Below are 25104 nucleotides of genomic sequence, written 5' to 3'. Positions count from 1 at the left end.
CTCCACCACGTCATGGGGTCTCCTCCTCAGCCGGCGCACCGAGTAGCGACTTGAGCTGGGCTTCCAGTTCACCGGCCTCCGGTACCGGAATGTTGAGTGAACGGGCGACCTGACGATTGATCTCGACGCGAAACTCGTCGGGATGGACCGCCGGGGGCAGGCGCCCGGATCTGAGGAAGTGCCGGATATGTTCTACCGCGGCGCCGGCGATGTCATCGAGGGGGGTGTAGGTGGTAGCCAGAACGCCGGCCCGGACAAAGGCCCTTGCTGGGCCAATGACAATGCGATTGCGTCGATAGGCGGTCAGCAGGATGTGTTTGATGGTTCTGGGGTTGTAAATTGCTGTATCGGATACGGCCAGCAGGTAATCGCCGTAGGCCAGGGCGCGTGCCAGCGAGGCGATGAGGGTGTCTTCGCTCTCGATGGTGAACAGCTTGGCCTGGAGGTCATAATTGGCAAGCTCGGCAATGAGTCCGTCGTAGCGGGTTTCCTCGCCCGGACGAACCAGTATGGCAACCTGATTTCCGTGCGGAAGGATCAGCTGCCCCAGCAGTGCCTGCCGCAGTAATGGCGGGTCGTAGTAGATCGCCGAGACCGGCGGGCCGTCCCGTTGGCCGTAGTTTTCGAACTGGTCCTCATCCACCATCAGCGCCAGCGTGGCGGGTCGGGGGGATTGCTGTTGCACCTCGCTCAGGGCCCGATTGCCAAGGGTAACCACAAGCGCCTGGGGGTTGGCCAGGCTGGCACTCTCGCTGTAGGGCCTCACTTCAACCTGCGGTCCCAACTGGTCCCTGAGCAGCTGGGTGAAGCGGATGTTGAAGGCAGCGTTGTCCGAACCGGCCAACAGCACCTGGCGAGAGGAACTGGCCTCGGATGGGGGCTGTGCCCAGGCCGCAGCGCCCGGGAGCAGCATCAGCAGCGACAGCAGAACGACAGCCAGGCTGCGGTTCCAGCCTGCGCAGGACGATGTTGGTCGTGTTGCGTCGTGGGTCATTACCAGCCTTGGTAACTTCAAGTCTGTGCGATAGTGCCTCTGGCCAGAGGAGCCGTGTCAAAAGCGAACGCCGGCTTCCAGAAAGACCTGATTATTATCCTTGATGATGTTGTTCGCGCTGACGGGCGGAGTGTCATGCAGATAGTGCTGGAAGATCACCGCAACATCGTAGTTAAGTCTAGGTGTATATACGCTTTTTACCAAGCGCAGATCGGCCCGTTCAAACTGGCCGCGGCGGAACTCGTCCACGAAGTAGTAGGCCAGGGCCGATGAAATGTCGAAGTTGTACTGCTGGACCCACACCAGACTGCCGGAATGACGGGCAGTCAACCGGCTCTCGAGGTCGATGAACACCTGCTCATCGGCCACCGGTTCGCCGGTGTATTCGCCATCCTGGTCCATGTAGGCGTAGGTGACGCGAAACTGGGTGTCTGGATACTCCAGCGAGGTTTCCACTTCAAAGCCCTGCTGATCCAGAGCGACGTTGTTGTCCAGGTCCCATTCCCCCAGGGTCAGGTGACCACTGATGACGTCCCTCAGATGATCGTAGAAGTACTTGACCTCGGTGGACAGCAGGCCTCCGCCCAACCGGAACTGGCCAAAGTAGCTGACCTCCCGGGAAATGATCCGTTCTTCCTCCAGGGTGCCCGGCGCCTGAAACGTCGGGCCGACACGCATGCCTTCAAGGAAGGACAGTTCCTCGGGCTCAACGTTGGTGGCCCGGTACCCCCAGTCCGCTCTCTGTTCGAAGGCATCGGGGGTGCGTACCGCCTTGGAAAACACAAACCGCAGAGTCTGGTCGTCTGCCAGTTGGAAGTTGGCTGCGAAGCGGGGAGAGATCACATCATCCATCAGGGCGTTGGAGCGCTCCCAATTGGCCCCGACGTTGAACGTCAGCCACTGAATGGGGGTGTATTCGATGTTGCCGAACAGCCGGGACTGATAATTGGCGCCGCTGCCGTTGAAATAGGTGTCTGATTCGAACCGGTCTTCCCGATAACCGAGGCCCGACACCAGGCGAAGGTTGGGGTTGACGATAAAGGTGTCCTGGATCTCGAATTCGAGCCGGGACTCCTCGATATTCTGGTTGGTGTCGGCGCAGAAAGGGAAGCCCGGCGGGCAGGTGCGCCAGCTCTGGTCACGGTCGAAATTCTGGTAGCTGGCCTGCAGGTGCAGGTAATGGTGTTCAACCGGGGCGTAGTTCCAGCGGGACTGCAGATAGTAATCCCGTACGTCGATGTCTGGGTCGGTGACGGCCCCAAAGTCTTCCCCGATGCGGGTTTTGTCCTCTTCATCAATGCCGTCGGTCACACCGGCGCGCAGATCGAGCGAGTGATCCCCGTTGAAGGTTTTGCGGGCATCGTAACTGAAAAAGTTCAGGCTATAGCCATCATGGACTGGATCACGCCCGGGCGTATCCTCGATGTCCTGATAGTCAAAGCCTTCTTCATCCCGGCGTTCGTAGGACAGCCGCCAGTCATAGGTGTCGGAGATGTGGCCGGTAGAGCCAAAGATGTTCTTATGGCCGCGGCTGCCGTAGGAGCTGTGCAGGTTCACCCCCTGGGTATCCTCTGGCGAACGGGTAATGATATTGATGGTACCCAGGAACGCATTGATGCCATAGGCTGCCGCATTGGGGCCCCGGCTGATTTCGATGCGTTCAATGTTCTCCAGGGCCACCGGCATGGTGTTCCAGTCGACACCCGCCAGGCTGGGCTGGTAGGCAGTGCGGCCGTCGATCAGGACTTGCAGGCGGCGCTGGTCGTAAGCCACGGTGCCATGGTAGCTGGTGACCGGTCGGTTACTGCCGACGAAGCCCACCGTCATGCCAGGCACCAGGCGGAACACCTCCACCAGTTTCAGAATGCCGAGATCGCGGATCAGTTGGCCCTGGATAACGGTCGTGGTGCCGGGGACCCGTGATTTGGGTTGGCGTAACTTGGTGGTGGTAAGTACTTCCGGTACCGGCTCTTCCAGCAAGAAGCCATAGTCTTCGGCAAAGGTGTCGGAGACGTCCAGCGAGGCCATCAGCTCCTTCGACAGGGACTGAGTGGGGATGGCGAACAGGGGGGCCAGCAGAATGGCGGCGAACTGCTTGCTAATGTTCGGCGTAAGAGAGGACATGAGGTAGTCTTGTATGTGTAGCTTGGGATCGGCGGAGATCATAAGGGATTCCCGAAACCTGTAAGATGATAAGTCAGTCACAAACCGGTGTCTGCCCCAATGCCTGACAAATGCTAAAAAAATCTTCCTGTCATTATTCACCAAGGTGACAACTTAAGGAGTCTGTGTAAATGAACTGTTGGGATGTACTGGGTATCGAGCCCACCCGTAACCCCTCTGAGATCGAACGCGCCTATCAACAGCAGGCCAGGTTCGTTGAGGCGGCCGGCGTTCAGGAGCTGGACCAGGCCTACCGGGTGGCCATGGCACAGGCTGGTTGCGAGGTGCCCCAGACGCCATTGGAGGAGGGGCCTTCGTCAGGCAGAGAGCGTAGGGTGGCGGACGAGCCAGCGGAGCGGGAACTGACCGGTGGTGAGCATCAATTGGTGCGGGAAGTGGTGATCCAGGTCCAGGCCCTGTTGAATGATGAGGGGCGCTGTCGCGATGTGGGCATCTGGAAGGCCGTGCTGGCGGATCCTCCCGCCGACCAGCTTCCCATCCGGCAGTCCATCGCTGACAAGCTGGAGGCTCAGTTGCGCCCCATGGCCCGACAGGGTGGCTTGACCACCGAGGTGGCCGAGTTCCTGGGTAACTGGTTCGGCTGGGCTGATGTGGCTGAGGCCGAGTTGCAGGCATCGTCACAAAGCGCGGCACCGGACGCCTCCAGTGCTCGCTCCGAAGGCCTGGAGCGGGCTGAAGAGGGGGACCGGCCACCAATGACCAATTTCTGGCCAGCGGCCATTGGCTGGATTGTGGGCCTGATTATCCTGACCAGCCTGTTCAGCAACATGACCGGTAGTTGAATCTCCGCCGGCTCAGGGGGAATCGTGAGCCTGCTCGATGCGCTGTCGATACCGCTGGGCGAGGATGGCGCCCACGATTACCTGGATCTGGTTGTAACACATGATCGGCAGCACGATCATGCCGAAGCCCGGATGGCCGGAGAACAGTACCTTGGCCATGGGCAGCCCGGAGGCCAGGCTTTTCTTGGAACCGCAAAACACCACGGCCGCTTCGTCTTCCAGGCTCAGTCCAAGCCAGCTGACGATCAGTCTGGCCACCAGGATCAAAAGGCCCAGCAGCAGGCCGCAGAGCCCAATGGCCAGCAGGATGGCGCTTACCGGCAACTTGTCCCACAGCCCGCTCACTACCGAGTGGGAAAAGGCCGAATAGACGATCAGCCAGATCACGCACTGATCGTAGCGGGATGCCAGCGTCTCGTGCCGTGCCAGCCACCCGCCCAGCCAGGGGCGCAGGCCGTGGCCCACGGCAAATGGCAACAGCAGCTGCAGCACAATGTCCTGTAGTGCCTCCAGCACCGAGAACTCGCTGGCGCTGGTGGTGCTCACCAGGACGATCAGCAGAAACGGGGTCAGCATCATGCCGAAGACGTTGGAGGCCGCCGCGCTGCATATCGCTGCGGGCACGTTGCCCCGGGCCATGGCGGTGTAGGCGATGGACGACGACACCGCCGACGGCAGTACCCCCAAGTACAGAAACCCCAGGCCGAGGTCCCGGGGGATCCAGTGGGGCGCCAGCTGGTTGATCGGTAAAACCACCAACGGGAAGAATACAAAGGTGAGGAAGGTGATCACCAGGTGCAGACGCCAATGGCTGGCCCCGGCAATCACCTGATCCCGGGACAGCGCGGCGCCATGAAGAAAAAACAGCAGCGCCACCGCCAGCGTGCCCAGATCCGCCAGCCACAGGGCGGCACTGTCTCGTACCGGCCAGAATGAAGCCAAGACGATGGCTCCGAGCAGCAGCAGGGTGAAGCGATCAATCTTCCATCCCATGGTCCGGTTCCGGTCAATCCTTTGATTGCAGAGCATCCAGACAGGGCTGGAGCAGCGCCTTGGCCTGATGGGCAGCCTGCTCGGGGGCCTGGCGCCGAATGGCCGCCAACAGCAACTCGTGCGCCGCCTGGGTTGGCTCCGGTAGCTCGGCATCCATTTCGGTACGCTCAATGGTGCGGGTGATGGCCTGGGCAAAGTAGCCATACAGCTCAATCAGCGCGGAGTTGTGGGACGCCTGCACCACGGCGTGATGGAAATCGTTGTCGTGCTCAATCCGGGCAGGGATGTCGTCACCTGCCTGGGCACGTCTGTCCAGGGCGTCGGACATGGCCTGAAGCTCCTCTGGCGTGCGGCGACTGGCAGCCAGGCCAGCGGCTTCGGACTCCAGCATCTGGCGCACCTCCAGTTGGTCCTGCAACCGGGCGCGCTCGATCCGCCGCATTGTCTCACCAGCATCCCGGGTGGCCCGAACATAGGTGCCATCGCCTTGCCGCGTTTCCAGCATGCCCACGTGGACAAGGACGCGGACTGCTTCCCGTACCGTATTGCGACTGACCCCCAGGGCTTGGGAGAGCTCCGCTTCCACCGGCAGGCGGTCGCCAACCCGCCATTGACCACCCTCGATGGCGGAGCGAAGGGATTCGAGGGCGGTGTCGACCAGGGAGCCTTTGGAAATGCGTGCCAGTGTCATAGCCTTAAATGGTCCTAAATGCCGATGATCTTATCATCCTATGAATTATACGGCGCCTCCCCGTCACGACACAAATGTCGTTTCAAGCCTGGTGGCTGATCCGGTCACCGAGTGGTTGGGACGGGGTTTCGGACGCCGACGCCTGTCTTGGCCCGGTTCAGGCTGTAAGTCCTTCAAGGACGCTGCCACTGCTCAACGCGATGCTCGCTCAGGTTCGTACTCCAGACCGTGCCGTCGCGGTCCACCGCAACCGCGAGCTCCGTGTGGCCGCCATTCCTCGGCTCCCTGCCAAATGCTGTCAGGAACGTGCCAGCGGCGTCGAACTTCTGGATGCGGTCATTGTAGAAATCGACAACGAAGACCTCCCCCTCCGGTCCCACGGCAATGGAGGTGACGGTGGCAAACCAGCCGTTGAAGGGGCCATGGATGTTCAGCGCCAATGGACCGCCCCACTTGCGGACGATAACACCCTCCGGGCCGAAGTGTTGTACGCGGTCGTTGTAGCCATCCGCCACGTAGAAGCCCTCCTTGCTCGAAAGTGCAACGTCCGTGGGGTAGTTGAACTGTCCGGCCCGGTAGCCTTGCCCCTGCCACTGTCGAATCAGGGTCCCGTCACTGGTCAGGTGGACGATCCGTTGGCCGTAGCTGTCCGCGACCAGTACGGAGCCATCGGGGTATACTCCGACGCCGCCGGGGCTGTCGAAGCCGTCCGGAGGCGCGAGCTGATCCAGCAGCCTGCCGGAGAGGCTGAAAACATGGACCACGTCCCTGAAAAAATCGGGGACATACAGATGCCCATCGGCAATGGCCAGGTTCATTGGTCGGCCCAGAACCTGTTCGCCGAACGACCGTCGGAAGCGGCCCTGCTTGTCGAAGACCTGGATACGGCTATTGCGGGCGTCTGCTACAAACACCTCGTCGCCGGTCACGGCAATGCCGGTGGGGTCTCGGAACTGGCCGGGCGCCTCTCCCGGGCTGCCCCAACTGGCAACCAGAATGTATGGCGGCTCTCGCTCCCAGTTCAGGGCGCCGCAACCGGCCAATGTCAGGACAAGGCCGACGAGCATAAGGCGGTAAAACGGGCGCTGAATCACAGCCTCGTTCCTCCCTAGAAGTTGCGTCGGAAGCCGATCCGCCACACGCTGTCGTCGGTGATGGCGTCGCCATGGGGGTCGTCAATCATCGGCAGTTGGACCGAGGTTTCCACCACCCAGCGACGGCTGACGTACTGCAGGCCCGGGGCGATTAGCCACTGCAGGCCGCCGGAGTCGGTTATTTGCCCCGCCAGCTCGTCCCGCTCCCGGTGCACCAGGTTGAATTCCAGCAGCGCATAGCCGAACGCGGGTGTGCCGGATACCCCCGTGAGACTGGCGGGCCAGAGACGGTACTGCAGGGAGCCGTCCAGTTGGAGTTCGTCACCGGCCGCATAGCCGTCGTGTCGGCCGTTCTCGCGACGGAGGAACTGGCCGTCGAGTTGATAGTCAAGGGTCTGGTAAGTGGCCACCACCCCCAGGAAACCGTCCCAGGCGCCGTCGCCGGCTTGCAGTGGCCGGGGCAGCTCGCCAAGCCGATCCCGGTCGTTATCGTCGCCGGTGGGAGCGGTGACGCCGATAAAGGGTGCGACACGGAAGGTGGCGCCAGTGAAGTCCTCGGCAAACAACGTGTAGCGGGCAAACACACTGGCATCGCCGAAGCCCTCGGTTTCCCGGGTCACTCGGCCGGACGGCGTGGTGACGTCGAGCGATTTCTGGAAGAAGTAGGGGACGGTGGCAAACAGCGCCAGGTTCGGATGGACCCCGTAACCCAGGGCATTGCCCAACGCCCGAACCGACACCTCGCGCTTCAGGGCGCCATCATCCGAACGATCGCGGATCATGCCCTGGGAACGCCAGATGAACTCGCCCTGGGCGACGGGCAGGGCGGTGTTGAAGGTGTTAGGAGCGCTCGTGGCTGTAATGGGGGACACTACCAGGGCCCAGATCAACAAGTGAAAGGGGCGGTTACTGCTCATCGTCACCTCCGGATCCGTCATCCAGTTGAGTGAACGACTCCAGGGTGAATCCCGCCTCTTTCACCGCCTGGCGGGCCCGGGCCTCGCTGAGGTGCTCTCCGTCTGCCAGCGTCACACGTACCCGCCCCAAGGCAATGTCCACCTGTATCGACTCGACCCCGCCGATTTGGTAAAGCCGTTTCTCAATGCCATAGGAACAGTAGGGGCAGGCCAGCCCCTGCACCCCCAAGGTGTAGCGTGGGCCAGCCAGGACAGCGCTGATTTGAAGCATCAGTATCAGTCCGAGAACAGTTCGGTCCATCATATCGCCATACCTGCCGGGAAGCCTTTGGTTAGGTATACAACCTGGTGCTGGTGCCAGGTCAAGCACCGGTGGGTTAGCGCAGGAAAGGTCCCGGCCCGCCAGTGCTACCGGGAATCGGCGTGTTGACGGTTGCGCCACATGGCGGAGATCGTCAGGGCAATGAAAAACGCCAGCGCCGGGAACAGCACATAGTCAAGGTAGCCCGTCAGTGACGCCAAACCGAACGCGCCGAGCAGGATCACCAGAACCGGCGTAAAGCAGCATAATGCCGTGATGATGGCTCCAATTATGCTTATGCGCCGAAGGCTTGCTGGGTTGCTCATGATCACTGCCGCACCGTCACCGGGGTGCATTCTGGTAACAGTGTAGACGCTCAGCCGGCACCTGGTTGACCGTAATCGTTGGGAGAAGGTTAAGGGGGCGGATAGCACCGCCCCGGGGGCTCCCTAGGCCGACGTGGGCAGGAACTCAAAATCTTTCGGGTTCACCGCGCGCGTGGCATGGCGGTAAACGAAGGTGAAACCGGGCCAGTTGATGGTGTTCTTGCCGTTCTCGTCCCGGTACCAGGAGGTACAGCCGGCATCCCACACACTGCCTTCCAGCCGTTCTTGAACGTTGTCTGCATAGCGACGCTGACGATCGGATTTGACGTTCATGGCACCAGACTGTGATTGCTGAAGGGTCTTTAGGCAATCCATCACATAGTTCACCTGGGACTCCAGCATGTAAACGATGGAGTTGTGGCCCAGGTTGGTGTTGGGGCCATACAACATGAACATGTTCGGGAAGCCGGATACGCAAATGCCCTTGTAGGCCTCGGCGCCATTTTGCCAGGCTTCGTTCAGCCCCTGGCCCTGCAGGCCGGTAATGGTTATCGGCGACAGGAACTGGGTGGCCTTGAAACCGGTGCCGTAGATGATGGCGTCCACTTCGTGGCGCTGACCGTCGGCGGTGACCACGGCGTTTTCCTCGATTCGTTCGATGCCATCGGTGATCAGGTCCAGGTGATCCTGGTCGATGGCGGGATACCAATCGTTGGAGATCAGGATCCGTTTACAGCCAATCTTGTAGTCCGGAATCAGCTTCTTGCGCTTCTCCGGGTCACGTACCTTGCGCCTGGCCTCCCAGCGGGCCTGCAGCGCCAGCAGCTCCAGCACCGAACCGAAGCGGGTAAAGGCCAGTGCCCGGCTTTCGTTTTTCCAGTAGATCAACGAGCGGTACAGGCGGTCGTGCACCGGCAGCTTCTTGAACAGCCACTGTTCCCAGGACTTGAACGGCCGGTCCGCCTTGGGTACCACCCAGGCGCCGGATCTCTGGAAGAGCTTCAGGCTTTTGACCTTGGGCACTATCTGGGGCACGAACTGGATGGCACTGGCACCGGTGCCGATGACGGCGACGGATTTGCCAGTCAGGTTGTAGTTGTGATCCCAGCGCGCGGAGTGAAAGACCTTGCCCTTGAAGGTGTTCATGCCCGGAATCGACGGGTAGGCCGGCTGGTTCAACTGGCCCGTGGCGGTGACCAGAACCTGGGCTTGCAGCGTCTCACCGTCGGCGGTTTCGATGCCCCACAGGTGGCTGTCGTCGTTGTAGCTGGCCTTCACCACTTCTTTGTTGAAGCGGATATGGGATTGCAGACCGTATTTCTCGACGCAGCCTTCCATGTAGCCCTTGATCTCCTGCTGCCGCCCGAACTTGCGGGTCCAGTCGTGCTTGGGTTCGAAGGAGTAGGAATAGAGGTGTGACTGCACGTCACAGGCCGCGCCCGGGTAGGTGTTGTCCCGCCAGGTGCCGCCAACGCCGTCGGCCTTTTCCAGCATGACGAAATTGTCCATCCCGGCCTTCTTCAGCTGGATAGCCATGCACAGGCCGCCGAAACCGGTGCCAATGATCACCACGCGGGCGGCGGAGGTTGTGTTGTCGGTCATTCCCTAAAACTCCATCAAACTGGGTCGATTTTTAAGGGAGTATAAGGTTCCAGGCCGCCAGTCTGCATGACATGTCGGGACAAAAAATCAATAATAGAGGCCAACCGGATCGGTAATGCAGGTAACTCTCAAGGCCCCCAGTGGCTCAGTAAATCGGCGAATTAACCAGGCGGGACAGTCAATGGCGAACTGGCAGTTTGCTCGCAGCATCACCAGCATGCGCCTGATGGCGGAGCTGGCGGAATCCCACGGTCTGGGGCTGGCGGACAGCCTCCGGGATACCGGCGTAGCGGCCACCGATCTGGACAATCCCGAGGCCGTGATCTCCGCGCACCAGGAGCTCCAGATGATCCGTAACCTGGTGGACGGGTTGGGCGATGTGCCCGGCCTGGGCCTGGAGGCAGGCGCTCGCTACCATTTCACCTCGTTCGGGGCCCTGGGGTTTGCCCTGGTCAGCAGCCCAACGCTGCGGGATGCGCTCGATGTGGCGCTGGGCTATTTCAAACTCACCTTTGCTTTTACCGAATTCCAGGTTTCCGATGCCGGCGATGAAACCCTGATTCGGGTTGATGATGCCGGATTGCCCATGGAGCTCCGGCGGTTCATCCTTGAGCGGGATATGCGGGCCCTGGTCACGGTGCAACAAGACCTGTTTCCCGGTGTGGAAATCCTCAGACGGGCCACGTTCTCCTTTGCCGATCCCGGTTATGGCCACCTGTATGAGGACGTACTCAGTGTCCGCCCGGAATTCGAGGCGCGGTGCAACCTGGCTGTGCTGGACCGCGGCCAGTTGCTGATGCCGTTGCCCCAGGCCAATCCGCTGGCGCAAAAGGTGGCCATTGAGCAGTGCCGGCAAATGCTGGACGTGCGCATGGCCCGCACCCGGTTCTCGGCCACGGTCAGGGATCTGCTCGCCCAGGAGTTGGGGCAGCAAGGGGAAATGGAGGCTGTCGCCAGCGCTCTGAACACCAGTGTGCGAACCCTCAGGCGAAGGCTCGCCCAGGAGGGTACCGGCTACAGAGAGTTGCGGGACGAAGTCCGGCAGACCCTGGCGGCGGAGCTGTTGGGCCACTCCTATCTGTCCGTCGCGCAGATCGCCGATCGTCTCGGTTATGCCGAGCCAACCTCCTTCATCAACGCCTGCAAGCGCTGGTACGGGCTGACGCCCCTGAGGTTTCGCAGGCAGGCAACGGGGAAGGCTGCTCCCTCCGGCGTTTTACGGGCCGGCCATTGAGTCGCAACAGCGCCGCCCCGAGCAGGGCGTTGTCCAGATCGTGCTGGAGGCGTGAATAGCCCGGGAGCAGAGGCGCCCGGCATGTGACCGCCGCCTGAAGGAACCCAACGCAGGGGCGGTACCGAGATATTCAGAGGCCCCCTAAACCCCAAAGGGGTAGGTATCAGGCATGCCTTTCAGGGACTCCGTCGCCAGGGGCGTCACAGCGCTGGTCTGGTCAAGCCAGATGTATTCGTCAAACTGTTTGGGCAACTGCGCCTCGAAGTAATGGCTCTGGCGCTCGGTTTCGGGGCGGTAGATCACGCCGATGGCCCGCTCCAGGTGGCGGGTGCTGAGCCCGTTCACCAGTATGCCGTCACCGCCACGTAGCGGAAGCAGGAAATGGGCGACCCCGGTCTTGTGGCACAGCGATTCATAACTTCCTTTAATTGATGGTTTTAACTCTTTGATTTCAATCGGGCAATCCCAGTCTGACGCGGCCGCCACGGTGCCAGTGTCAGTGCCAAACCCAATGCTGTAAGCTCGGCTACCGAAGCGCGCCCGGCACAGCCGGCCGATGTTGAACTCATCCCGGAGTGACATCTCCGTGGCTGCGGAGTCACCCACGTGGGAGTTGTGGGCCCAGACGATGGCGCGGCTGTTCTCGCCGTAGTGTTTGAGCAGGTGCTCCAGGGTTTCGAACATGTGAGTATCGCGAATGTTCCAGGCACTGCGCGAGCCGTAGAACATGGTTCGGTAATACTCTTCCGCATTCGCCACCAGTCTCGCATTCTGTATCGTATTCAGGAACCGTTCGCTGTCGTGTTCCGCGTAGGTCCGGTGGCGAACCTGAAGGTCCCGCAGCATTTCCAGTACCGGCTTTTCACAGGTCTCATAGTTGGGGTTGAGCGCGGCCTTGCCATAGTCGCCCGGGTTGGCCCGGAATGGGGCCAGGCAACTGTAGCGTTGACGGGCGATGGTGGCGGTGTCCGGATCCACGTCATCGAGATACTCGAGGATGGCACGGATGGAGTTGTACATGCTGTAGAGGTCCAGGCCGTGAAACGCCACCCGCTCCGAGGCCGGCAGCAAGGCATTGTGGGCCCGCAACCAGTCTACAAAGCCGCGAACCTCCTCATTGCGCCACATCCAGGTCGGAAAGCGCGCGAATGCGGTCCATTCGGACGGCGGATACTCGGCATGACGAACATAGTGATCGACCCTGGCGGCATCGGGCCAGTCGCCCTCAATGGTGACGAAGCTGAACCCCTTGCGCTCGATGAGCGCCCGGGTAATACGCTGACGCGCAAGATAAAACTCCGAAGTGCCATGGCTGGCTTCGCCGATCAGCACCACCCGGGCATCGCCAATGCGCTCCATCAGGGCGTCGAGGGGCATGTCTTCAACCCGGTCGAAGGGCGTGGCCTGCTGGCGGATCCGGTCGGTCAGGTTGGTTTCCCGGTCATTCAGTACCCAGCGGCCGAAGGGGGTACGGCTACTGAGGCCGTCGTCGTGACCGTCAAACTCCCCGTGCAGGGCGTGGAAGGCGATGTCGGCAATGTCGTCGGAACGGAATTCGGTTTCGGACACCCGGGTCACCCGGACCAGCTCCTGCACCAGGGCATCCTTGCCCAGCGGGATGACCATTCGACCACCAACCTTCAGCTGGTGGAGCAGGGCCTCCGGCGGCCGGGTTCCGCCTGCCGTTACCACGATGGCATCAAACGGGGCCTGGTCGGGGCAGCCCAGGCTGCTGTCGCCCACGCGCACCTCAACGTTGTCCACGCCCTCGTTGGCGAGCGCTTGCCGGGCCTCCTCCGCCAGTTCCGGAATACGTTCGATGCTGTACACTTCGCTGGCCAGACAACCGAGGATGGCCGCCTGGTAGCCCGACCCGGTCCCCACGTCCAGCACCCGCTCCGAGCCGGTCAGGTTGAGGGCGTCCACCATCATGGCGATCACATAGGGCTGGGCCAGAGTATGGCCAGCCTTGATGACCATGGGAGCATCGTCGTAGGCGAACTGCCTCACTTCCGGAGGAACAAAAGATTCCCGATGGATCCTGCGAATCGCATCCAGCACCGAGGGGGTGGTGATTCCGCGGTGTTTGATCTGAAACTCAATCATTGCGTCGCGGCGTTGCGCAAGATCGTCCTCAGACAGTTTGTGGCTTCCTCCCATGGCGCGGATGCCCCCTTTCGATCAGACGTGAGAAAGCAGCCTTGAATGCAAGAGGCTGGCGACGGCGCTTATTGACCGCAGTCAGCAACGCCAACCTGATGAGAGATTCAGAGGCCCCATTACGCATACTAGCGGTTAAAGCATAGTATCCGTTGGAGGCGGGATAAAGTGAACGTCAGTGCAAATCGTATCGCGGGATATGGGCGGCGGCCAGGGAGCCCCTGATTCACTCAGATTCGCTTCTGCGTGATCTAGAAACCCACAGATGTAAGGCGCAGTTCGCAGCCAATGGCCATCGCCTTTGGCGACGATCTTGAGCCCTCCCTGAAATAAGCCATGGGCAAGTGCGTGAGGTAGGCCATGGATGAGTATCCGGCACTAAACTCATCGATGGACAGGGGGGATACTCGGTTTGCGCAACTGACGGAGGATCCAGCTTGACCGGAATGCGATGTCCCGGCGACGGGCCGCCCGTGTCAACGGAATCCGCAGCGACGCACAGAGGACTCCGACCTGTTCCCAGTATAGGGCGAAGTGTGATGTCGAAGGCAGGCGATCACATCCTGAGCAGGGCGGATCCCCAGGTGAAGCCGCCGCCGAAGGCTTCCAGCAAGACCACGTCATTGGGCTTGATGCGACCATCGCGTACTGCCACGTCCAGCGCCAGGGGAATGGACGCCGCGGAGGTGTTGCCGTGTTCGTTGACCGTCACCACCACCTGGTCCATGGACATATCCAGCTTCTTGGCGGTGGCGGCGATGATTCGCAGGTTGGCCTGGTGGGGGACCAGCCAGTCGATGTCGGATTTCTGCATTTGGTTGGCATCCAGGGTCTCGTCCACGATCTTGCCCAGGGTATTGACCGCCACCTTGAAGACTTCATTCCCCTTCATCTCCACGAAGCCCTGACCGGCCTTGAGCTGCTCCGGCTTGTCGGCGATGCCGCAAGGCACGTGCAGCAGTTCCTCGTACTGGCCGTCGGCATGGAGGTGGGTGGAGAGGATCCCGGTTTCCTCATTGGCCTCCAGCACCACCGCACCGGCGCCGTCGCCAAACAGCACGCAGGTGCCGCGGTCTTCCCAGTTGACGATGCGGGAGAAAACCTCGGCGCCAACCACCAGTGCCTTCTTGCTGCTGCCGGATTTGATGAACTTGTCGGCCGTTCCCAGGGCGTACACGAAGCCACTGCACACCGCCTGGATGTCGAAGGCCGGGCAGCCGTGAATGCCCAGGTGGGCCTGGAGAATACAGGCGCAGCTGGGGAAGATCTTGTCCGGGGTGGAGGTGGCAAAGACAATCAGGTCAATGTCCTGCGCCGAAACGCCCGCCGCCTCGATGGCCCGCAGCGCCGCCTGTTCCGCCAGGTCGACCGTGGTCTGGCCGTCCCGGGCGATATGGCGCCGCTCGATGCCGGTACGCTCACGGATCCACTGGTCGGTTGTGTCCACCATCTTCTCGAGATCTTTATTGGTCACGACGTTGTCAGGCAGGTAGGATCCTGTACCAGCAATTCGGGCGTAAATCATGGAGCGTTCCCTAAGGCGTGTTGGCTCGTGTCAATGTTTTGTTAGGCCTCCATCCTATACCCAAGTGTGTGGGTAGGGTTATTAGCGGTTTGTCGATCATGGCGGGGTAAAAGTTCCCGCCGAAACGCCGCAGGTTCTTGAAGCGCTCCCGATTTCTGGCCAGTATGCAGCGATACCGAATCGACTCCCATTTCATTCAGAGGAAGCCCAGGTGATTCACGATCAAGTCAAAGACTATTACGGCCGGGTACTGCAGAAATCCGATGACCTCCAGACCAATGCCTGCTGCACCGATGCCGGCATGCCCAAGTACCTGAAACAGGTGATCGGCAAGATTCATGATGAGGTCCTGACCCGTTATTACGGTTGTGGCCTGGTGGCGCCGGAACAGCTGGAAGGCATGCGGATTCTGGACCTGGGCTCGGGTTCTGGCCGTGACGTCTATGCGCTGTCTGCGCTGGTGGGCGAGAGCGGCGAGGTGGTCGGTGTCGACATGACCGACGAGCAGCTGGAGGTGGCGCGCCGCCACGTGGACTACCATGCCAAGGCCTTCGGCTTTGCCAGGCCCAATGTGCGTTTCCTCAAGGGCTACATCGAGAAACTTGATGAACTGGACCTGGAGCCGGGCAGCTTCGACATCATTGTCTCCAACTGTGTCATCAACCTGAGTCCGGACAAGCTGGCGGTGCTTCGCCACGCCTACAACCTGCTCAAGCCCGGTGGTGAAATGTACTTCTCCGATGTCTATGCTGACCGCCGTATTCCCCAGCAACTGGCGGACGACCCGGTGCTCTACGGCGAATGCCTGAGCGGCGCGCTGTACTGGAACGATTTCGAGAATATGGCCAAGACCGCCGGCTTTGCCGACCCCCGGCTGGTGGAGGACTCGCCGATCACCATCAATAACGACGAGCAGGCTGCCAAGACCGGTCCGATCCGATTCTTCTCGGCGACCTATCGGCTGTTCAAGCTGGATGGCCTGGAGCCCGCCTGTGAAGACTATGGCCAGGCGGTGATCTATCGTGGCACGGTGGCCAACCAGGCCCATGAGTTCATCCTGGACAAGCATCACCATATCCCCAAGGGCAAGGTGTTCCCGGTGTGCGGCAACACCTACCGCATGCTGCACGAGACGCGGTTCCAGGCACATTTCGAGTTCATTGGCGACTGGAGCACCCATTACGGTATCTTTGAGGGGTGCGGCTCAGCCCTTCCGTTCGATCCGGGAGTGACGCGTGACGGCTCGCCGGACAACGTCGGCAGTTGCTGCTAGCGTCTCGGCGAATGAAGCCGAGGGAACACCGAGCCTCTCGGTATTTTGGTAAAGGATGAGACGTGTTAAGCGCTCATATTGACAGCCCTTCGAACCGTGCCCGGAAGGCCCCGTTTATTACATCAGGATTGGGAGTAGCTTAAATGCGATTTTTCTACGGTGTGGCCACCACGCTCGCCGCTTTGGGAATCGCCGGTTTCGGCTTCATTCAGAGTGGCGCGTACAACGTAGCGGCAAGCGAAAGCCATTTCGCTCTTGTCAACCGGGTGATGCACCAGGCCATGCATAACTCCGTGGAGACGCGGACGGATGAAATCACGGTCCCGGCCAATCTGGCGGATGCCGACATGATCAAAAAGGGAGCGCGGGCTTACGATGCGCTTTGTTCCGCTTGTCACCTCAAGCCGGGTCAGTCGGAAAGCCTTATTCGGAAGGGGCTCAATCCAACCCCGCCCAGGCTAACCAAGGCTGGCCACTGGGGACCGGCCGGGCAGTTCTGGATCATTAAGCATGGCATCAAAATGACCGGAATGCCCGCCTGGGGCGGTTCCCACAGCGATCAGGAGCTTTGGGAACTGACTGCGTTCCTGCAGCAGTTGCCCGAGCTTTCGACTGAGCAATACGCTGCCCTGGTCAATCCGCCTGCCGCGGGTGAGATCATGCACGATGATGGGCACGCTCACGATCATGGCAACATGCAGTCCATGTCGGAGCCGCCGGAAACGCACCCCACTGCTGAAGTGGTTGCCGAAGACGACCATTACGCTGACGGCCATACCCATTAGCCTCCTTTGCTTGGTGGCGGCCGTGTACGGCACCGTCGCCAAGGCCCATTCCCTGGCCAGGCATTCATTGGTCTGGGTCTGACAGTAGCGAGGCCAGCTGCGCCCGTCCACGGCGGTTGGTCTCAAGCAGCTTGTCCCAGTCTTCCCGGTGAGCGACCTGTTCCTCCAGCAGGGCCTCGTCGACCGCTCGGAAGTTGCGAACCAGTTCGATGGCGGTGGACTCCGGCACGCCAAGCTGCATGAAGGTCAGTTTCGCGCTCTTCAGGGCGGATTCGAAGGTTTCCCGGACCACCAGTTCGACGCCCCTGGCCCTTAACTCGAAGGCATGAAAGCGATCCCGGGCTCGGGCAATGATGGCCACGTTGGGGAAGTGACTGCGCACCAGGTCCACCACTTTGAGGGCATCCTCGGCATGGTCGATGGCCAGCACAAGAACCTTGGCACGCTCCAGGCCCGCGTTCTGCAGGAGATCGAGTCGGGTTACGTCGCCAAAGAACACTTCGTTGCCATAACGACGGAGCAGCTTGATCTCGTCTGGGTTGGAATCGAGGGCGGTGAAGGCGATCCTTCGTGCCACCAGCATGCGCGCCGTGATCTGGCCGAAACGGCCCAGACCGGCAATGACCACTTCCGGGTGCTCGCTCGGTGTGGCCTCCTCCTCGGGCAATGCCTCGGTGGCTGTTTTGTCGGGTGAGGGCAGCAGGGTGGTGGCGAGTTTCAGTAACAGCGGCGTGCTGGCCATGGAGAGCGCCACCACCAGATTCAGTCGCCCGGCGGTATCCGCATCCACCAGACCCAGACCCTTGGCCTGGGTCAGCAGGACAAACGCAAACTCGCCGCCCTGACTCAGCAGGATGCCGAACTTCACCGTACTGCTCCAGGGGACCTTGCGTACCAGGCCTATGGCCATCAGCACCGCGGCCTTCACCGCCAGCAGGATAAACAGGTACAGGACGATGGTGAACGGAGAGTCCAGCAAAAGTCGCAGATCCATGGTCATGCCGATGGCCAGGAAGAAAAGCCCCAGCAGCAGTCCCTTGAAGGGCTGGATGTCGGTCTCAAGCTGTTCCCGGTAAGGGGAGTTGGCCAGCAGCACGCCTGCCACAAAGGCACCCAGCCCCATGGACAACCCCAGGTAGCCCATGAGTCCGGCGGCGCCGAGCACCAGCAACAGGGCGCTGGCGGTCATGACATCCCGATTGCGCAGTTTGGCGAGCCAGCCGAGCCAGGGGTTCAGCAGGTAACGGCCGGCAAAGCCCATGGCGATCAATGCCCCCAGGCCAGCGAGTAGTTGCGGGCTGTTGCCGTCGGCCTGGGTGCCGGCCAGCAGGGGCAGCAGCAGAATGATGGGAATCACCGCCAGATCCTGGAACAACAGGATGGAAAAACCGGCCCGCCCCTGAGGTGTGCCCAACTGGTTGGTTTCCACCAGCATCTGGATGACGAAGGCGGTGGAGGACAAGGCCAGGGTGGCGCCTATCGCCAGGCTCTGGTTTACCGAGAATCCCAGGGACCAGAATGCCGCTGCCAGCCCGGCTGAGCTCAGGAGCACCTGGCTCGCTCCCAGTCCCACGAGCCGGTTGCGTTGCGCCCACAGGTGAGCTGGTTCCAGTTCCAGGCCCACCAGGAACAGCATGAGCACCACGCCCAGTTCGGCAAAATGCAGCACCGATTCGGCACCGCTGATCAAGCCAAGGCCCAGGGGGCCAACCGCGATGCCGGCCACCAGGTAGCCCAGGATGCTGCCAAGGCCTATACGCTGAAAAATGGGGAGCAGGACAAGGGTGGCCGCCAGCAGGACCAGAGCCTGCGCAAAGAAATGTTCCACTGTGTCTCCTTAGAAGCCTCGGCTTAACTCCCGGATCGGCTCTGACCGCCCCGAAGGGCACGTCCTGAAGACTATATCTGCGGGGTTGCGGCTTTAGCCGAGGACGACGGCCATAAGCTGCAAGCCGCGTCGGTGTGCCGCATCATTTGCATAAACAGCCTGCAGAATGTGGAGAGACGATCCAGGAGTTAATCAGAGGCTCCCTCACTGCATGAGCGGCTATTCGGGTAGAGGAATAAACTCTTTGTCGTCTCCGGGCACCTTCTCGAATCGCCCGTCTTTCCAGTCCTGCTTGGCCTGTTCGATGCGTTCTTTCCGGCTGGACACGAAATTCCACTCGATATACCGCTTATCGAAGGGCTCGCCGCCAATGATCGCCAGTCGGGTTTCCCTGACGGCTTCCACCACGACACCGTGCTGATCGGACAGGACCGCCATGGCATGCTCAGGGATATCGGTGTCCATGGCCTTCAACGCGCCCTTGGCGACATACACAGCTCGTTCGGGGGCGTTGGGCAGGGTGAGGCGTTGTCCTGGCTGCAACCAGGCTTCCACATACAGAGTGTCGGCAAACACCTTGACCGGCGAGGTCTGGCCATAGGCGCTTCCCATCATCACCCGAACCGGTATGCCATCTACCTCGGTGGCCGGAACCTCATCTTCCGGGTAATGGTAGAACGCCGGTTCAATCTCCTCCTGCGCTTCTGGCAGGGCTAGCCACAGCTGCAGACCGTGCAGGACGTGGTCCGTTTGGGTGATGGCTGGACGTTCCCGCTCCGAGTGTACAATGCCCCGTCCGGCCACCATCAGGTTGATGTCGCCGGGGCGTATGGCCTGCAGGCTGCCGAGGGAGTCCCGGTGCAGGATTTCACCTTCAAACAGATAGGTTACCGTGGCGATGCCGATGTGCGGATGAGGTCGAACGTTAATGCCTGTGCCGGCGGCAAAGTGCGCAGGCCCCATATGGTCAAAGAATATCCAGGGACCGACCATTTTCCGGCGGGCGGTGGGCAGCAAACGCCGAACGGAGAATCCGCCCAGGTCGCGGTCTTTGGGTTGGAGCAGCAGTTCTACGGCACCGCATTCCTCCGTACACTGACACTCCAGTTCGATTTCGCTGGCGAGGTTGCTCATGGTAACTCCTCGAACTAATGGGTTATAGACCTTGAAAGCTTAGGTTTATTTGTACTGAATATAGCCCAGCCTGGGATCATCGGACTAATCGAACAGCCAACTGGCTATGAGCCGGACCACTCTGGGCATAATCAGGAAGACAACCAGTGCCACAATGGTTGCCGCCACCAGACCATGGCGCACGCCCCATATGTCCAGGGCCGGAACCAGCTCAAAGACCGGGCCTAGTAGCCAGGGGACCAGCATCGTCAGGGGCCAGATAACCGCCGTGGTAATCAGCCACTGTTTCCACCGGGTTGGCTGTTTGGTGCGGGAGCTGCTGACCCACGCCGCGTGGTCCCCGGGATGGCGGAAAAGTCATGGGGCCTGCGTAATCGAGCAGCAGGAACGGGCTGACTGTTTTTGCGCCCAACAGATCGTAGGAGAACAGGGTGGAGACGGGAAAGCCGTTGCCTACCCAGTAGCCCTTGGGCGGACTGTAGGTCGCCAGTATTTTCTTCACGGTGGGCCTCCTTGTGTTTGGGGATGTTGCGCGCGTTCTTACAGGTTAGGTGTGGCGCTGTGGTCTGAGTAGTCACTAAAACTTATACTCAGAGTTCTATTTATAGGACGATGAGCTGTGCAGGACCTGAACGATCTCTATTACTTCGTGCAGGTAGTCGATCACGGTGGTTTCGCTCTGGCCGGACGCGCCCTGAGGGTGCCGAAATCCAAGCTCAGTCGCAGGATTGCAATACTGGATGACCGATTGGACACCCGCCTGATCAACCGCTTGACCCGGCGGTTTACGGTGACCGAACTGGGCTAGGACTATTACCGACATTGCCGGGCAATGCTGGTGAAAGCGGAGGCCGCACAGGAGGTGACCGATCGGCCTCGGGCGGAGCCTCGGGGCTGTGTTGCCGGATTAGTTCACATCACAAAGCCAGAACGCCAGCCGACGAGCCTGACTTGCCCGCTGTTTCCGATCCCTTAATTCAACGGGTTTGATGCCGTAATGTCCTAAAGTGTTTATCGACTGTCCTTTTAAGTGATGGGCAATACCCGTTCCAACTCGTTAATGTGTAAGTAATGCAACTTTCCTGGTGCCAACCGGCATCACCCAGCGGCGAGCAACGCGGTACAGCATGATAACTGACAATAACCCAGGATCGCTCCAGGATGGCGGCGACCATTCCGGAGGGATGGTCCTGGCAGGGCTGATTCAGCACCTGCTGATTGTTGCCGAAAAGCACGGGGTGTCCCGCGATTCCCTGTTGGCCGAGATGAAAGCCAGGCCTGAGGAGCTGGCGGACCCAAACCAGTTGATTCCCGCCCGTTATCTGGAACGGCTGATGACCGCGGGACTGGCCTTCACCCAGGACGAACTCCTCGGCTTGCATCTTTCCCAATACTCCAGGCCCGAAGGGTTTGGCGTCGCCGGCTACATCCTTCAGGCCTGCAGCAGCGTTCGCGAAATCATCGAGATGTGTATTCGTTATGAGCATCTCGTCAGCAGCATGGGACGCACTTCACTCCACTACGAACCCGGGATGGCGCTCTGGGCCTGGGACATCAGCACCGATAACGACCTCTTTCGTTGGCAGGCCGTCGATTTCCTGATGGGGTCGCTGACCGCCATCGCCCGAATGCTGCCATCGGCGCCTGCCGACGGATTCCTGAGCCATGTGCAGATACGGCATCCACCGCCTGATTCGGCCAGCCAGGTTGAAGAGTACCAGCGCATTTTCGGATGCCCTGTTCGCTTCAACCAGAAGCTCAACGCTTTGGTGATTCCCCTGGACGGCCTGAACGTACCGCTGGTGAATTCAAATGCCGCCATGCGGGAGGCCCTGGAGACTCATGCGCGCTTCCTGGAGCGAAAGAATGACTGCGTTGACTTTGTGGAGCGGGCGCGTTCGAAGCTGCGGGTACTGATGGGCGAGGGCTCTGCGTCCAGGGGCCACCTGGCAGATAGCCTGGAGATGAGCGGCCGGACACTGCTCCGTCGGCTGAGCGAGAAAGGCACCACCTATCGGGAAATGGTGGACGGCCTGCGGCTCGAAATGGCCGAGAAACTGCTGGCGGAAGGTGGTGACAGCGTGGAATCCATTGCCCACCGCCTGCAGTACACCGAAAGCCACTCCTTTATCCGCTGGTTCAAGTCCCGCAAAGGGCTTACGCCTGCGCGGTTTCGTGAGAAAACAAGGAATCCCAATAATGAAAGAGGCTTCTAAGGCTATGTACTGGAGAGAAAAACAAGTCCTGGTGACCGGCGGTGGCAGCGGCATTGGCCGGGAAATGGTGGTTCAGCTTCACGCCATGGGTGCGAAAGTAGCTACGGCGACCCTGGATCAGGGTGAACTGGATTCGCTGCAGGCGGAGCTGACCGGCGGCCCGGGCGAGTTCGTTCCCATCCAGATGGATCTCACCACCGACGACGCCATCGACACACTGATGCAACGGCTGGACGAGCAGGACTTCAGCGTGGAGGTGTTGGTGAACAATGCCGGCACCGGCCTGCTGGGCAACCATACCGAACTGGACACCAGGAGTGTGCGCAAGGCCCTCACCCTCAACATCCAGGTGGTGACCGAACTGGCCTCGGTGGTTGCCAGGAGGATGATCGAGGCTGGCGTTGAGGGGCATATCCTGAACGTAGCCTCCATTGGCGGCTATGTGCCGGTTCCCAAGCTGGCGGCCTACTCCGGCAGCAAACACTATGTCATCGCCTTTACCCACGCGCTGGCCGATGAACTGGCACCCCATGGCATTCACGTCGGCATGCTGTGTCCAGGGATCACCCGCACCAAGATCTATGATGCCATGGGTCTGTCCTCGGACAACCACCGTCGCGGGTCGATCAGCTCCATCGCGGACCTGTTCGCGATGGATGCAGGTCAGGTCGCCCGCTGCGGTATTCGGGCGATCGAGAAACGGCAGCGAGTGGCTCTGCCGGGCTTCAATAAGGTGATTCCAGCTTCTTCGCTGCTACCACAACAACTCGTCTCAAGGATTCTCCAGGGGGTGGTTGGAAACCGCTCCTCCCGTTAACCAGAAGGACAACCTCACATGCAAAACAACAATAAAATATCCCTTTCACTGTTCACCCTTACTCTGACAATCCCGTTGCTTACGGCCTGTGGTGGTGGCGGGAGCGGGAGCGACGATGGTCCGGTGGTGGCCTCGGACGTTCACAGCAACCCGAGCCAGGAAGAGACTGCAAACGCCAGGACCCCGGCGCGCCCATCATGCCTCCGTGACAGCTGGGTGGCGGGTACCACCGAGTTGTGCCGGGGAAGCCTGATCTATTACGACTATGTTTACGACGACTACGGTGCCGATGCCGGACTGGTGTCTATGGATCCGGCATTACTGAACCTGCTCAACCGGGGAGGGCAGTTAGACTCACCGACCGCTAATACGCCCGGGCTGCTATCGCCTGCGGCTGGCGACCAACGCTACCCTGATGGGCTGGAAAACACCGCTGACCTGGTGCGGCTCAGCCTGTCTATCGAAGGAAACGAACTGGTAGCGCAGGCTGAACTCAATACCATGTTCAATTCGCAGGATGCGATTCTGGGCATTGCCATCGACAGTGATCCTGAGGGTAATACCGGTGGCGGCCACTGGGGACAGGTCGATGTTCGTAGTGACGGTTGGGACCAGCTTTACTTCGCGAACCACGGTAACCCGGAATCCAACACCCTGAAGCTGAGTGCGCCTGTGCCGGAGGGGGAAAGCTGGCGCATCCAGGCTGTGGTGGCCAAGGCAGACGGTACCGTGATGAACGTGGCGTTCCGCGGCCCTCACGAAGAAGCTTCGGCCGACGGCAGTGTTAACCAGGTGCTGCCAGCCTCCGGCAACTTTTGGGAGGACCGCCAGGCAGCGGCGCTGGCCAGTGGCGATATCACGGAATTTGGCGAAACCGTCAACGTTGCGGAACTGCGCAATGGCGTGAGTCGAGCCGCTGAAAAACCGACCGGGTTTCATCAGCGGGTCTATACCTCCGCTTACCCACTGGGTGAGGGTGTCGCTGTGCCTGCAGAAACCGGACGCGATGGTGGCGGCCTGTTCTGTGGTCAGTCGTTCACCTATCTGGGTAAATACCAGCCCTATGGCGTCTACGTTCCGGAGCGCCAGCAAAGCCCGGGTGAAAGTCCCGGCATGATGGTAGTGATGCATGGCTGTGAAGCCAACCACGCCAGCCAGATTAACCAGCCGAACATGCAGCAACAGTTTGGCGATGACCTGAACCGTATTCTGGTGTCCCCACTGGGGCGCGGGCCTTACGGGTTTTATACCGGGCCGTCTGAGCGAGACGTGCTGGATGTCATGGCGGACATGGAGCAGGCCTACGATATTGATCCGGACCGCGTCTTCGCCTCCGGATATTCCATGGGCGGCTTCGGGGCGTTGCACATGGCGACCCATTATCCGGACCGATTCGCGGGCATGGTCAGTTGGGTGGGCCATACCGGCGACCTGATCAACAAGCCCAGCGTTCAGCCGCTGGTGGACGACCTCCTCGACACCGCCCTGGAAGCCCTGTTGAGGCCGGTGCTGGCCTCCATCCTGGGCAGCATTGCCGATCCGCAAACCGGGACGGAAAACGTCATCGACTATCTGACGAACCTTCGCCATGTGCCCAGTGCTCACCTGTACGCGGCTGCTGATGAACTGGTGCCTATTCATGAGTCACTGGCCATTGCCCAGCGACTCGCCCTCACTGAGGGGGTGGATTACCATTTTTACCTGCATCCCGTTGCTGAGCACCTGACGTTGTTATTGCTGGATGGCTGGGCAAAGGAGGCGCAGTTGAGCGCGGATTGGACTCGGGTCGCGCACCCTTCTCGAGTCAGCTACCTGTTTGACCCGCGCTTTGATTACCCGGAGCTGGATATTCAGCACGACAAGGCCTACTGGATAAGCAACCTGAGGGCGCGGAGTTCCGGCCAGGCCATGGTGGATTTGTCCACGGCCGGTTGTGGCGCCAGTAAAAAGACGTTTGCCGAGGGAACGGACCTTGGCGCTGGGCCGTTGCCTTGGGCGGGCAGCTACCGTCATGTTGCAACTGCCAGCCGGTTACCGCCGGAATTGACCCTCACCGGAGAACTCAAGAATGTTTCCGCAGCGACGCTGAACCTGGCGCCGATATGCCTGGAGGGTATGGCGTTTCGCTATGACATTCAGAGCGATGGGCCGGTTCGACTCAGGATGAGCGATGGCCGGGAACTGAAACTCGACGAGGGAGCGAACCAGGGGCTGTTCTGACACTATCCCTGGCCTGCGTAGCGCTAGC

21 protein-coding genes and 1 pseudogene are annotated in these 25104 nt (G+C 60.6%); 8 read left to right on the top strand and 14 right to left on the bottom strand.

The window, feature by feature from the left end; translation table 11 throughout:
• Positions 1-10 precede the first annotated feature (10 nt).
• On the bottom strand, positions 11-994 hold the full coding sequence (locus R3175_RS05745; RefSeq protein ID WP_318942922.1) for an ABC transporter substrate-binding protein: 984 nt from the start codon (positions 992-994) through the stop codon (positions 11-13).
• Between the two features lie 57 nt (positions 995-1051).
• Complete coding sequence (locus R3175_RS05740) at positions 1052-3118, bottom strand: TonB-dependent receptor plug domain-containing protein (RefSeq protein WP_318942921.1); 2067 nt, start codon at positions 3116-3118, stop codon at positions 1052-1054.
• 170 nt (positions 3119-3288) lie between these two features.
• Between R3175_RS05740 and R3175_RS05735 the strand changes: the two genes are divergently transcribed.
• A complete protein-coding gene (locus R3175_RS05735; protein ID WP_318942920.1) occupies positions 3289-3960 on the top strand; it encodes a J domain-containing protein in 672 nt (223 codons plus the stop codon).
• A 12-nt stretch (positions 3961-3972) separates the two neighbouring features.
• On the opposite strand, the gene R3175_RS05730 is transcribed toward R3175_RS05735, so the two are convergent.
• The 7 genes from R3175_RS05730 to R3175_RS05700 form a co-directional block, all read right to left on the bottom strand.
• Positions 3973-4953, bottom strand: a complete 981-nt coding sequence (locus tag R3175_RS05730) for a bile acid:sodium symporter family protein (RefSeq protein WP_318942919.1) — start codon at positions 4951-4953, stop codon at positions 3973-3975.
• A gap of 13 nt (positions 4954-4966) precedes the next feature.
• The gene (locus R3175_RS05725) at positions 4967-5644 is read right to left on the bottom strand and encodes a FadR/GntR family transcriptional regulator (RefSeq protein WP_318942918.1); all 678 of its coding nucleotides are present in this window, start codon (positions 5642-5644) and stop codon (positions 4967-4969) included.
• 173 nt (positions 5645-5817) lie between these two features.
• Complete coding sequence (locus tag R3175_RS05720; RefSeq protein WP_318942917.1) at positions 5818-6738, bottom strand: NHL repeat-containing protein; 921 nt, start codon at positions 6736-6738, stop codon at positions 5818-5820.
• Between the two features lie 14 nt (positions 6739-6752).
• Complete coding sequence (locus tag R3175_RS05715; protein WP_318942916.1) at positions 6753-7655, bottom strand: transporter; 903 nt, start codon at positions 7653-7655, stop codon at positions 6753-6755.
• Complete coding sequence (locus tag R3175_RS05710; protein WP_318942915.1) at positions 7645-7926, bottom strand: heavy-metal-associated domain-containing protein; 282 nt, start codon at positions 7924-7926, stop codon at positions 7645-7647. The genes R3175_RS05715 and R3175_RS05710 overlap by 11 nt, the downstream gene beginning before the upstream one ends.
• Positions 7927-8063: 137 nt before the next feature.
• Positions 8064-8282 (bottom strand): mercury resistance system transport protein MerF, encoded by a 219-nt coding sequence (gene merF / locus R3175_RS05705; RefSeq protein WP_318942914.1) that lies wholly within the window; start codon positions 8280-8282, stop codon positions 8064-8066.
• 123 nt (positions 8283-8405) lie between these two features.
• Complete coding sequence (locus tag R3175_RS05700; RefSeq protein WP_318942913.1) at positions 8406-9884, bottom strand: NAD(P)/FAD-dependent oxidoreductase; 1479 nt, start codon at positions 9882-9884, stop codon at positions 8406-8408.
• 181 nt (positions 9885-10065) lie between these two features.
• Here R3175_RS05700 and R3175_RS05695 point away from each other — a divergent pair, with 181 nt between their 5' ends.
• Positions 10066-11118, top strand: a complete 1053-nt coding sequence (locus tag R3175_RS05695) for an AraC family transcriptional regulator (RefSeq protein ID WP_318942912.1) — start codon at positions 10066-10068, stop codon at positions 11116-11118.
• 141 nt (positions 11119-11259) lie between these two features.
• Here R3175_RS05695 and R3175_RS05690 read toward each other — a convergent pair whose 3' ends face one another.
• Both R3175_RS05690 and R3175_RS05685 read right to left on the bottom strand, forming a co-directional pair.
• Positions 11260-13278, bottom strand: a complete 2019-nt coding sequence (locus R3175_RS05690) for a protein-L-isoaspartate(D-aspartate) O-methyltransferase (RefSeq protein ID WP_318942911.1) — start codon at positions 13276-13278, stop codon at positions 11260-11262.
• Positions 13279-13834: 556 nt separating this feature from the next.
• Entirely contained in the window at positions 13835-14803 is a 969-nt protein-coding gene (locus R3175_RS05685) for a beta-ketoacyl-ACP synthase III (RefSeq protein ID WP_318942910.1), read from the bottom strand.
• A 211-nt stretch (positions 14804-15014) separates the two neighbouring features.
• On the opposite strand from R3175_RS05685, the gene R3175_RS05680 reads away from it, so the two are divergent.
• Positions 15015-16076, top strand: coding sequence for a methyltransferase domain-containing protein (locus R3175_RS05680; protein WP_318942909.1), 1062 nt, complete (start codon positions 15015-15017; stop codon positions 16074-16076).
• A 143-nt stretch (positions 16077-16219) separates the two neighbouring features.
• Positions 16220-16861 carry a cytochrome c gene (locus R3175_RS05675; protein WP_318942908.1) on the top strand — a complete coding sequence of 214 codons (642 nt, stop codon included), beginning with the start codon at positions 16220-16222 and terminating at the stop codon, positions 16859-16861.
• Between the two features lie 64 nt (positions 16862-16925).
• Here R3175_RS05675 and R3175_RS05670 read toward each other — a convergent pair whose 3' ends face one another.
• The 3 genes from R3175_RS05670 to R3175_RS05660 form a co-directional block, all read right to left on the bottom strand.
• Positions 16926-18689 (bottom strand): monovalent cation:proton antiporter-2 (CPA2) family protein, encoded by a 1764-nt coding sequence (locus tag R3175_RS05670; protein WP_318942907.1) that lies wholly within the window; start codon positions 18687-18689, stop codon positions 16926-16928.
• Between the two features lie 219 nt (positions 18690-18908).
• The gene (locus R3175_RS05665) at positions 18909-19823 is read right to left on the bottom strand and encodes a pirin family protein (protein ID WP_318942906.1); all 915 of its coding nucleotides are present in this window, start codon (positions 19821-19823) and stop codon (positions 18909-18911) included.
• A 211-nt stretch (positions 19824-20034) separates the two neighbouring features.
• Positions 20035-20325: a hypothetical protein gene (locus tag R3175_RS05660; protein WP_413231734.1), complete on the bottom strand. Its 291-nt coding sequence runs from the start codon at positions 20323-20325 to the stop codon at positions 20035-20037.
• 117 nt (positions 20326-20442) lie between these two features.
• Here R3175_RS05660 and R3175_RS05655 point away from each other — a divergent pair.
• The 4 genes and pseudogenes from R3175_RS05655 to R3175_RS05640 all read left to right on the top strand — a co-directional run.
• Positions 20443-20727 (top strand): annotated as a pseudogene (locus R3175_RS05655) (LysR family transcriptional regulator); the annotation flags it as partial.
• A gap of 223 nt (positions 20728-20950) precedes the next feature.
• Positions 20951-22039 carry an AraC family transcriptional regulator gene (locus R3175_RS05650; protein ID WP_318942905.1) on the top strand — a complete coding sequence of 363 codons (1089 nt, stop codon included), beginning with the start codon at positions 20951-20953 and terminating at the stop codon, positions 22037-22039.
• A complete protein-coding gene (locus R3175_RS05645) occupies positions 22023-22856 on the top strand; it encodes an SDR family NAD(P)-dependent oxidoreductase (RefSeq protein WP_318942904.1) in 834 nt (277 codons plus the stop codon). The genes R3175_RS05650 and R3175_RS05645 overlap by 17 nt, the downstream gene beginning before the upstream one ends.
• Before the next feature lie 18 nt (positions 22857-22874).
• The gene (locus R3175_RS05640; RefSeq protein ID WP_318942903.1) at positions 22875-25076 is read left to right on the top strand and encodes a prolyl oligopeptidase family serine peptidase; all 2202 of its coding nucleotides are present in this window, start codon (positions 22875-22877) and stop codon (positions 25074-25076) included.
• Positions 25077-25104 lie beyond the last annotated feature (28 nt).

This window comes from Marinobacter sp. (genome assembly GCF_033722735.1).
Taxonomy (GTDB): domain Bacteria; phylum Pseudomonadota; class Gammaproteobacteria; order Pseudomonadales; family Oleiphilaceae; genus Marinobacter.
The sequence above is the reverse complement of the archived record's forward strand: the minus strand, read 5'-3'. Positions and strand labels throughout refer to the sequence as shown.

Bases quoted from the DNA above. Each gene is read 5' to 3' on its own strand.
- R3175_RS05745 (WP_318942922.1), bottom strand. From the start codon at position 994: ATGACCCACGACGCAACACGACCAACATCGTCCTGCGCAGGCTGGAAC.
- R3175_RS05740 (WP_318942921.1), bottom strand. From the start codon at position 3,118: ATGTCCTCTCTTACGCCGAACATTAGCAAGCAGTTCGCCGCCATTCTG.
- R3175_RS05735 (WP_318942920.1), top strand. From the start codon at position 3,289: ATGAACTGTTGGGATGTACTGGGTATCGAGCCCACCCGTAACCCCTCT.
- R3175_RS05730 (WP_318942919.1), bottom strand. From the start codon at position 4,953: ATGGGATGGAAGATTGATCGCTTCACCCTGCTGCTGCTCGGAGCCATC.
- R3175_RS05725 (WP_318942918.1), bottom strand. From the start codon at position 5,644: ATGACACTGGCACGCATTTCCAAAGGCTCCCTGGTCGACACCGCCCTC.
- R3175_RS05715 (WP_318942916.1), bottom strand. From the start codon at position 7,655: ATGAGCAGTAACCGCCCCTTTCACTTGTTGATCTGGGCCCTGGTAGTG.
- R3175_RS05710 (WP_318942915.1), bottom strand. From the start codon at position 7,926: ATGCTTCAAATCAGCGCTGTCCTGGCTGGCCCACGCTACACCTTGGGG.
- merF (WP_318942914.1), bottom strand. From the start codon at position 8,282: ATGAGCAACCCAGCAAGCCTTCGGCGCATAAGCATAATTGGAGCCATC.
- R3175_RS05700 (WP_318942913.1), bottom strand. From the start codon at position 9,884: ATGACCGACAACACAACCTCCGCCGCCCGCGTGGTGATCATTGGCACC.
- R3175_RS05695 (WP_318942912.1), top strand. From the start codon at position 10,066: ATGGCGAACTGGCAGTTTGCTCGCAGCATCACCAGCATGCGCCTGATG.
- R3175_RS05690 (WP_318942911.1), bottom strand. From the start codon at position 13,278: ATGGGAGGAAGCCACAAACTGTCTGAGGACGATCTTGCGCAACGCCGC.
- R3175_RS05685 (WP_318942910.1), bottom strand. From the start codon at position 14,803: ATGATTTACGCCCGAATTGCTGGTACAGGATCCTACCTGCCTGACAAC.
- R3175_RS05675 (WP_318942908.1), top strand. From the start codon at position 16,220: ATGCGATTTTTCTACGGTGTGGCCACCACGCTCGCCGCTTTGGGAATC.
- R3175_RS05665 (WP_318942906.1), bottom strand. From the start codon at position 19,823: ATGAGCAACCTCGCCAGCGAAATCGAACTGGAGTGTCAGTGTACGGAG.
- R3175_RS05650 (WP_318942905.1), top strand. From the start codon at position 20,951: ATGATAACTGACAATAACCCAGGATCGCTCCAGGATGGCGGCGACCAT.
- R3175_RS05645 (WP_318942904.1), top strand. From the start codon at position 22,023: ATGAAAGAGGCTTCTAAGGCTATGTACTGGAGAGAAAAACAAGTCCTG.
- R3175_RS05640 (WP_318942903.1), top strand. From the start codon at position 22,875: ATGCAAAACAACAATAAAATATCCCTTTCACTGTTCACCCTTACTCTG.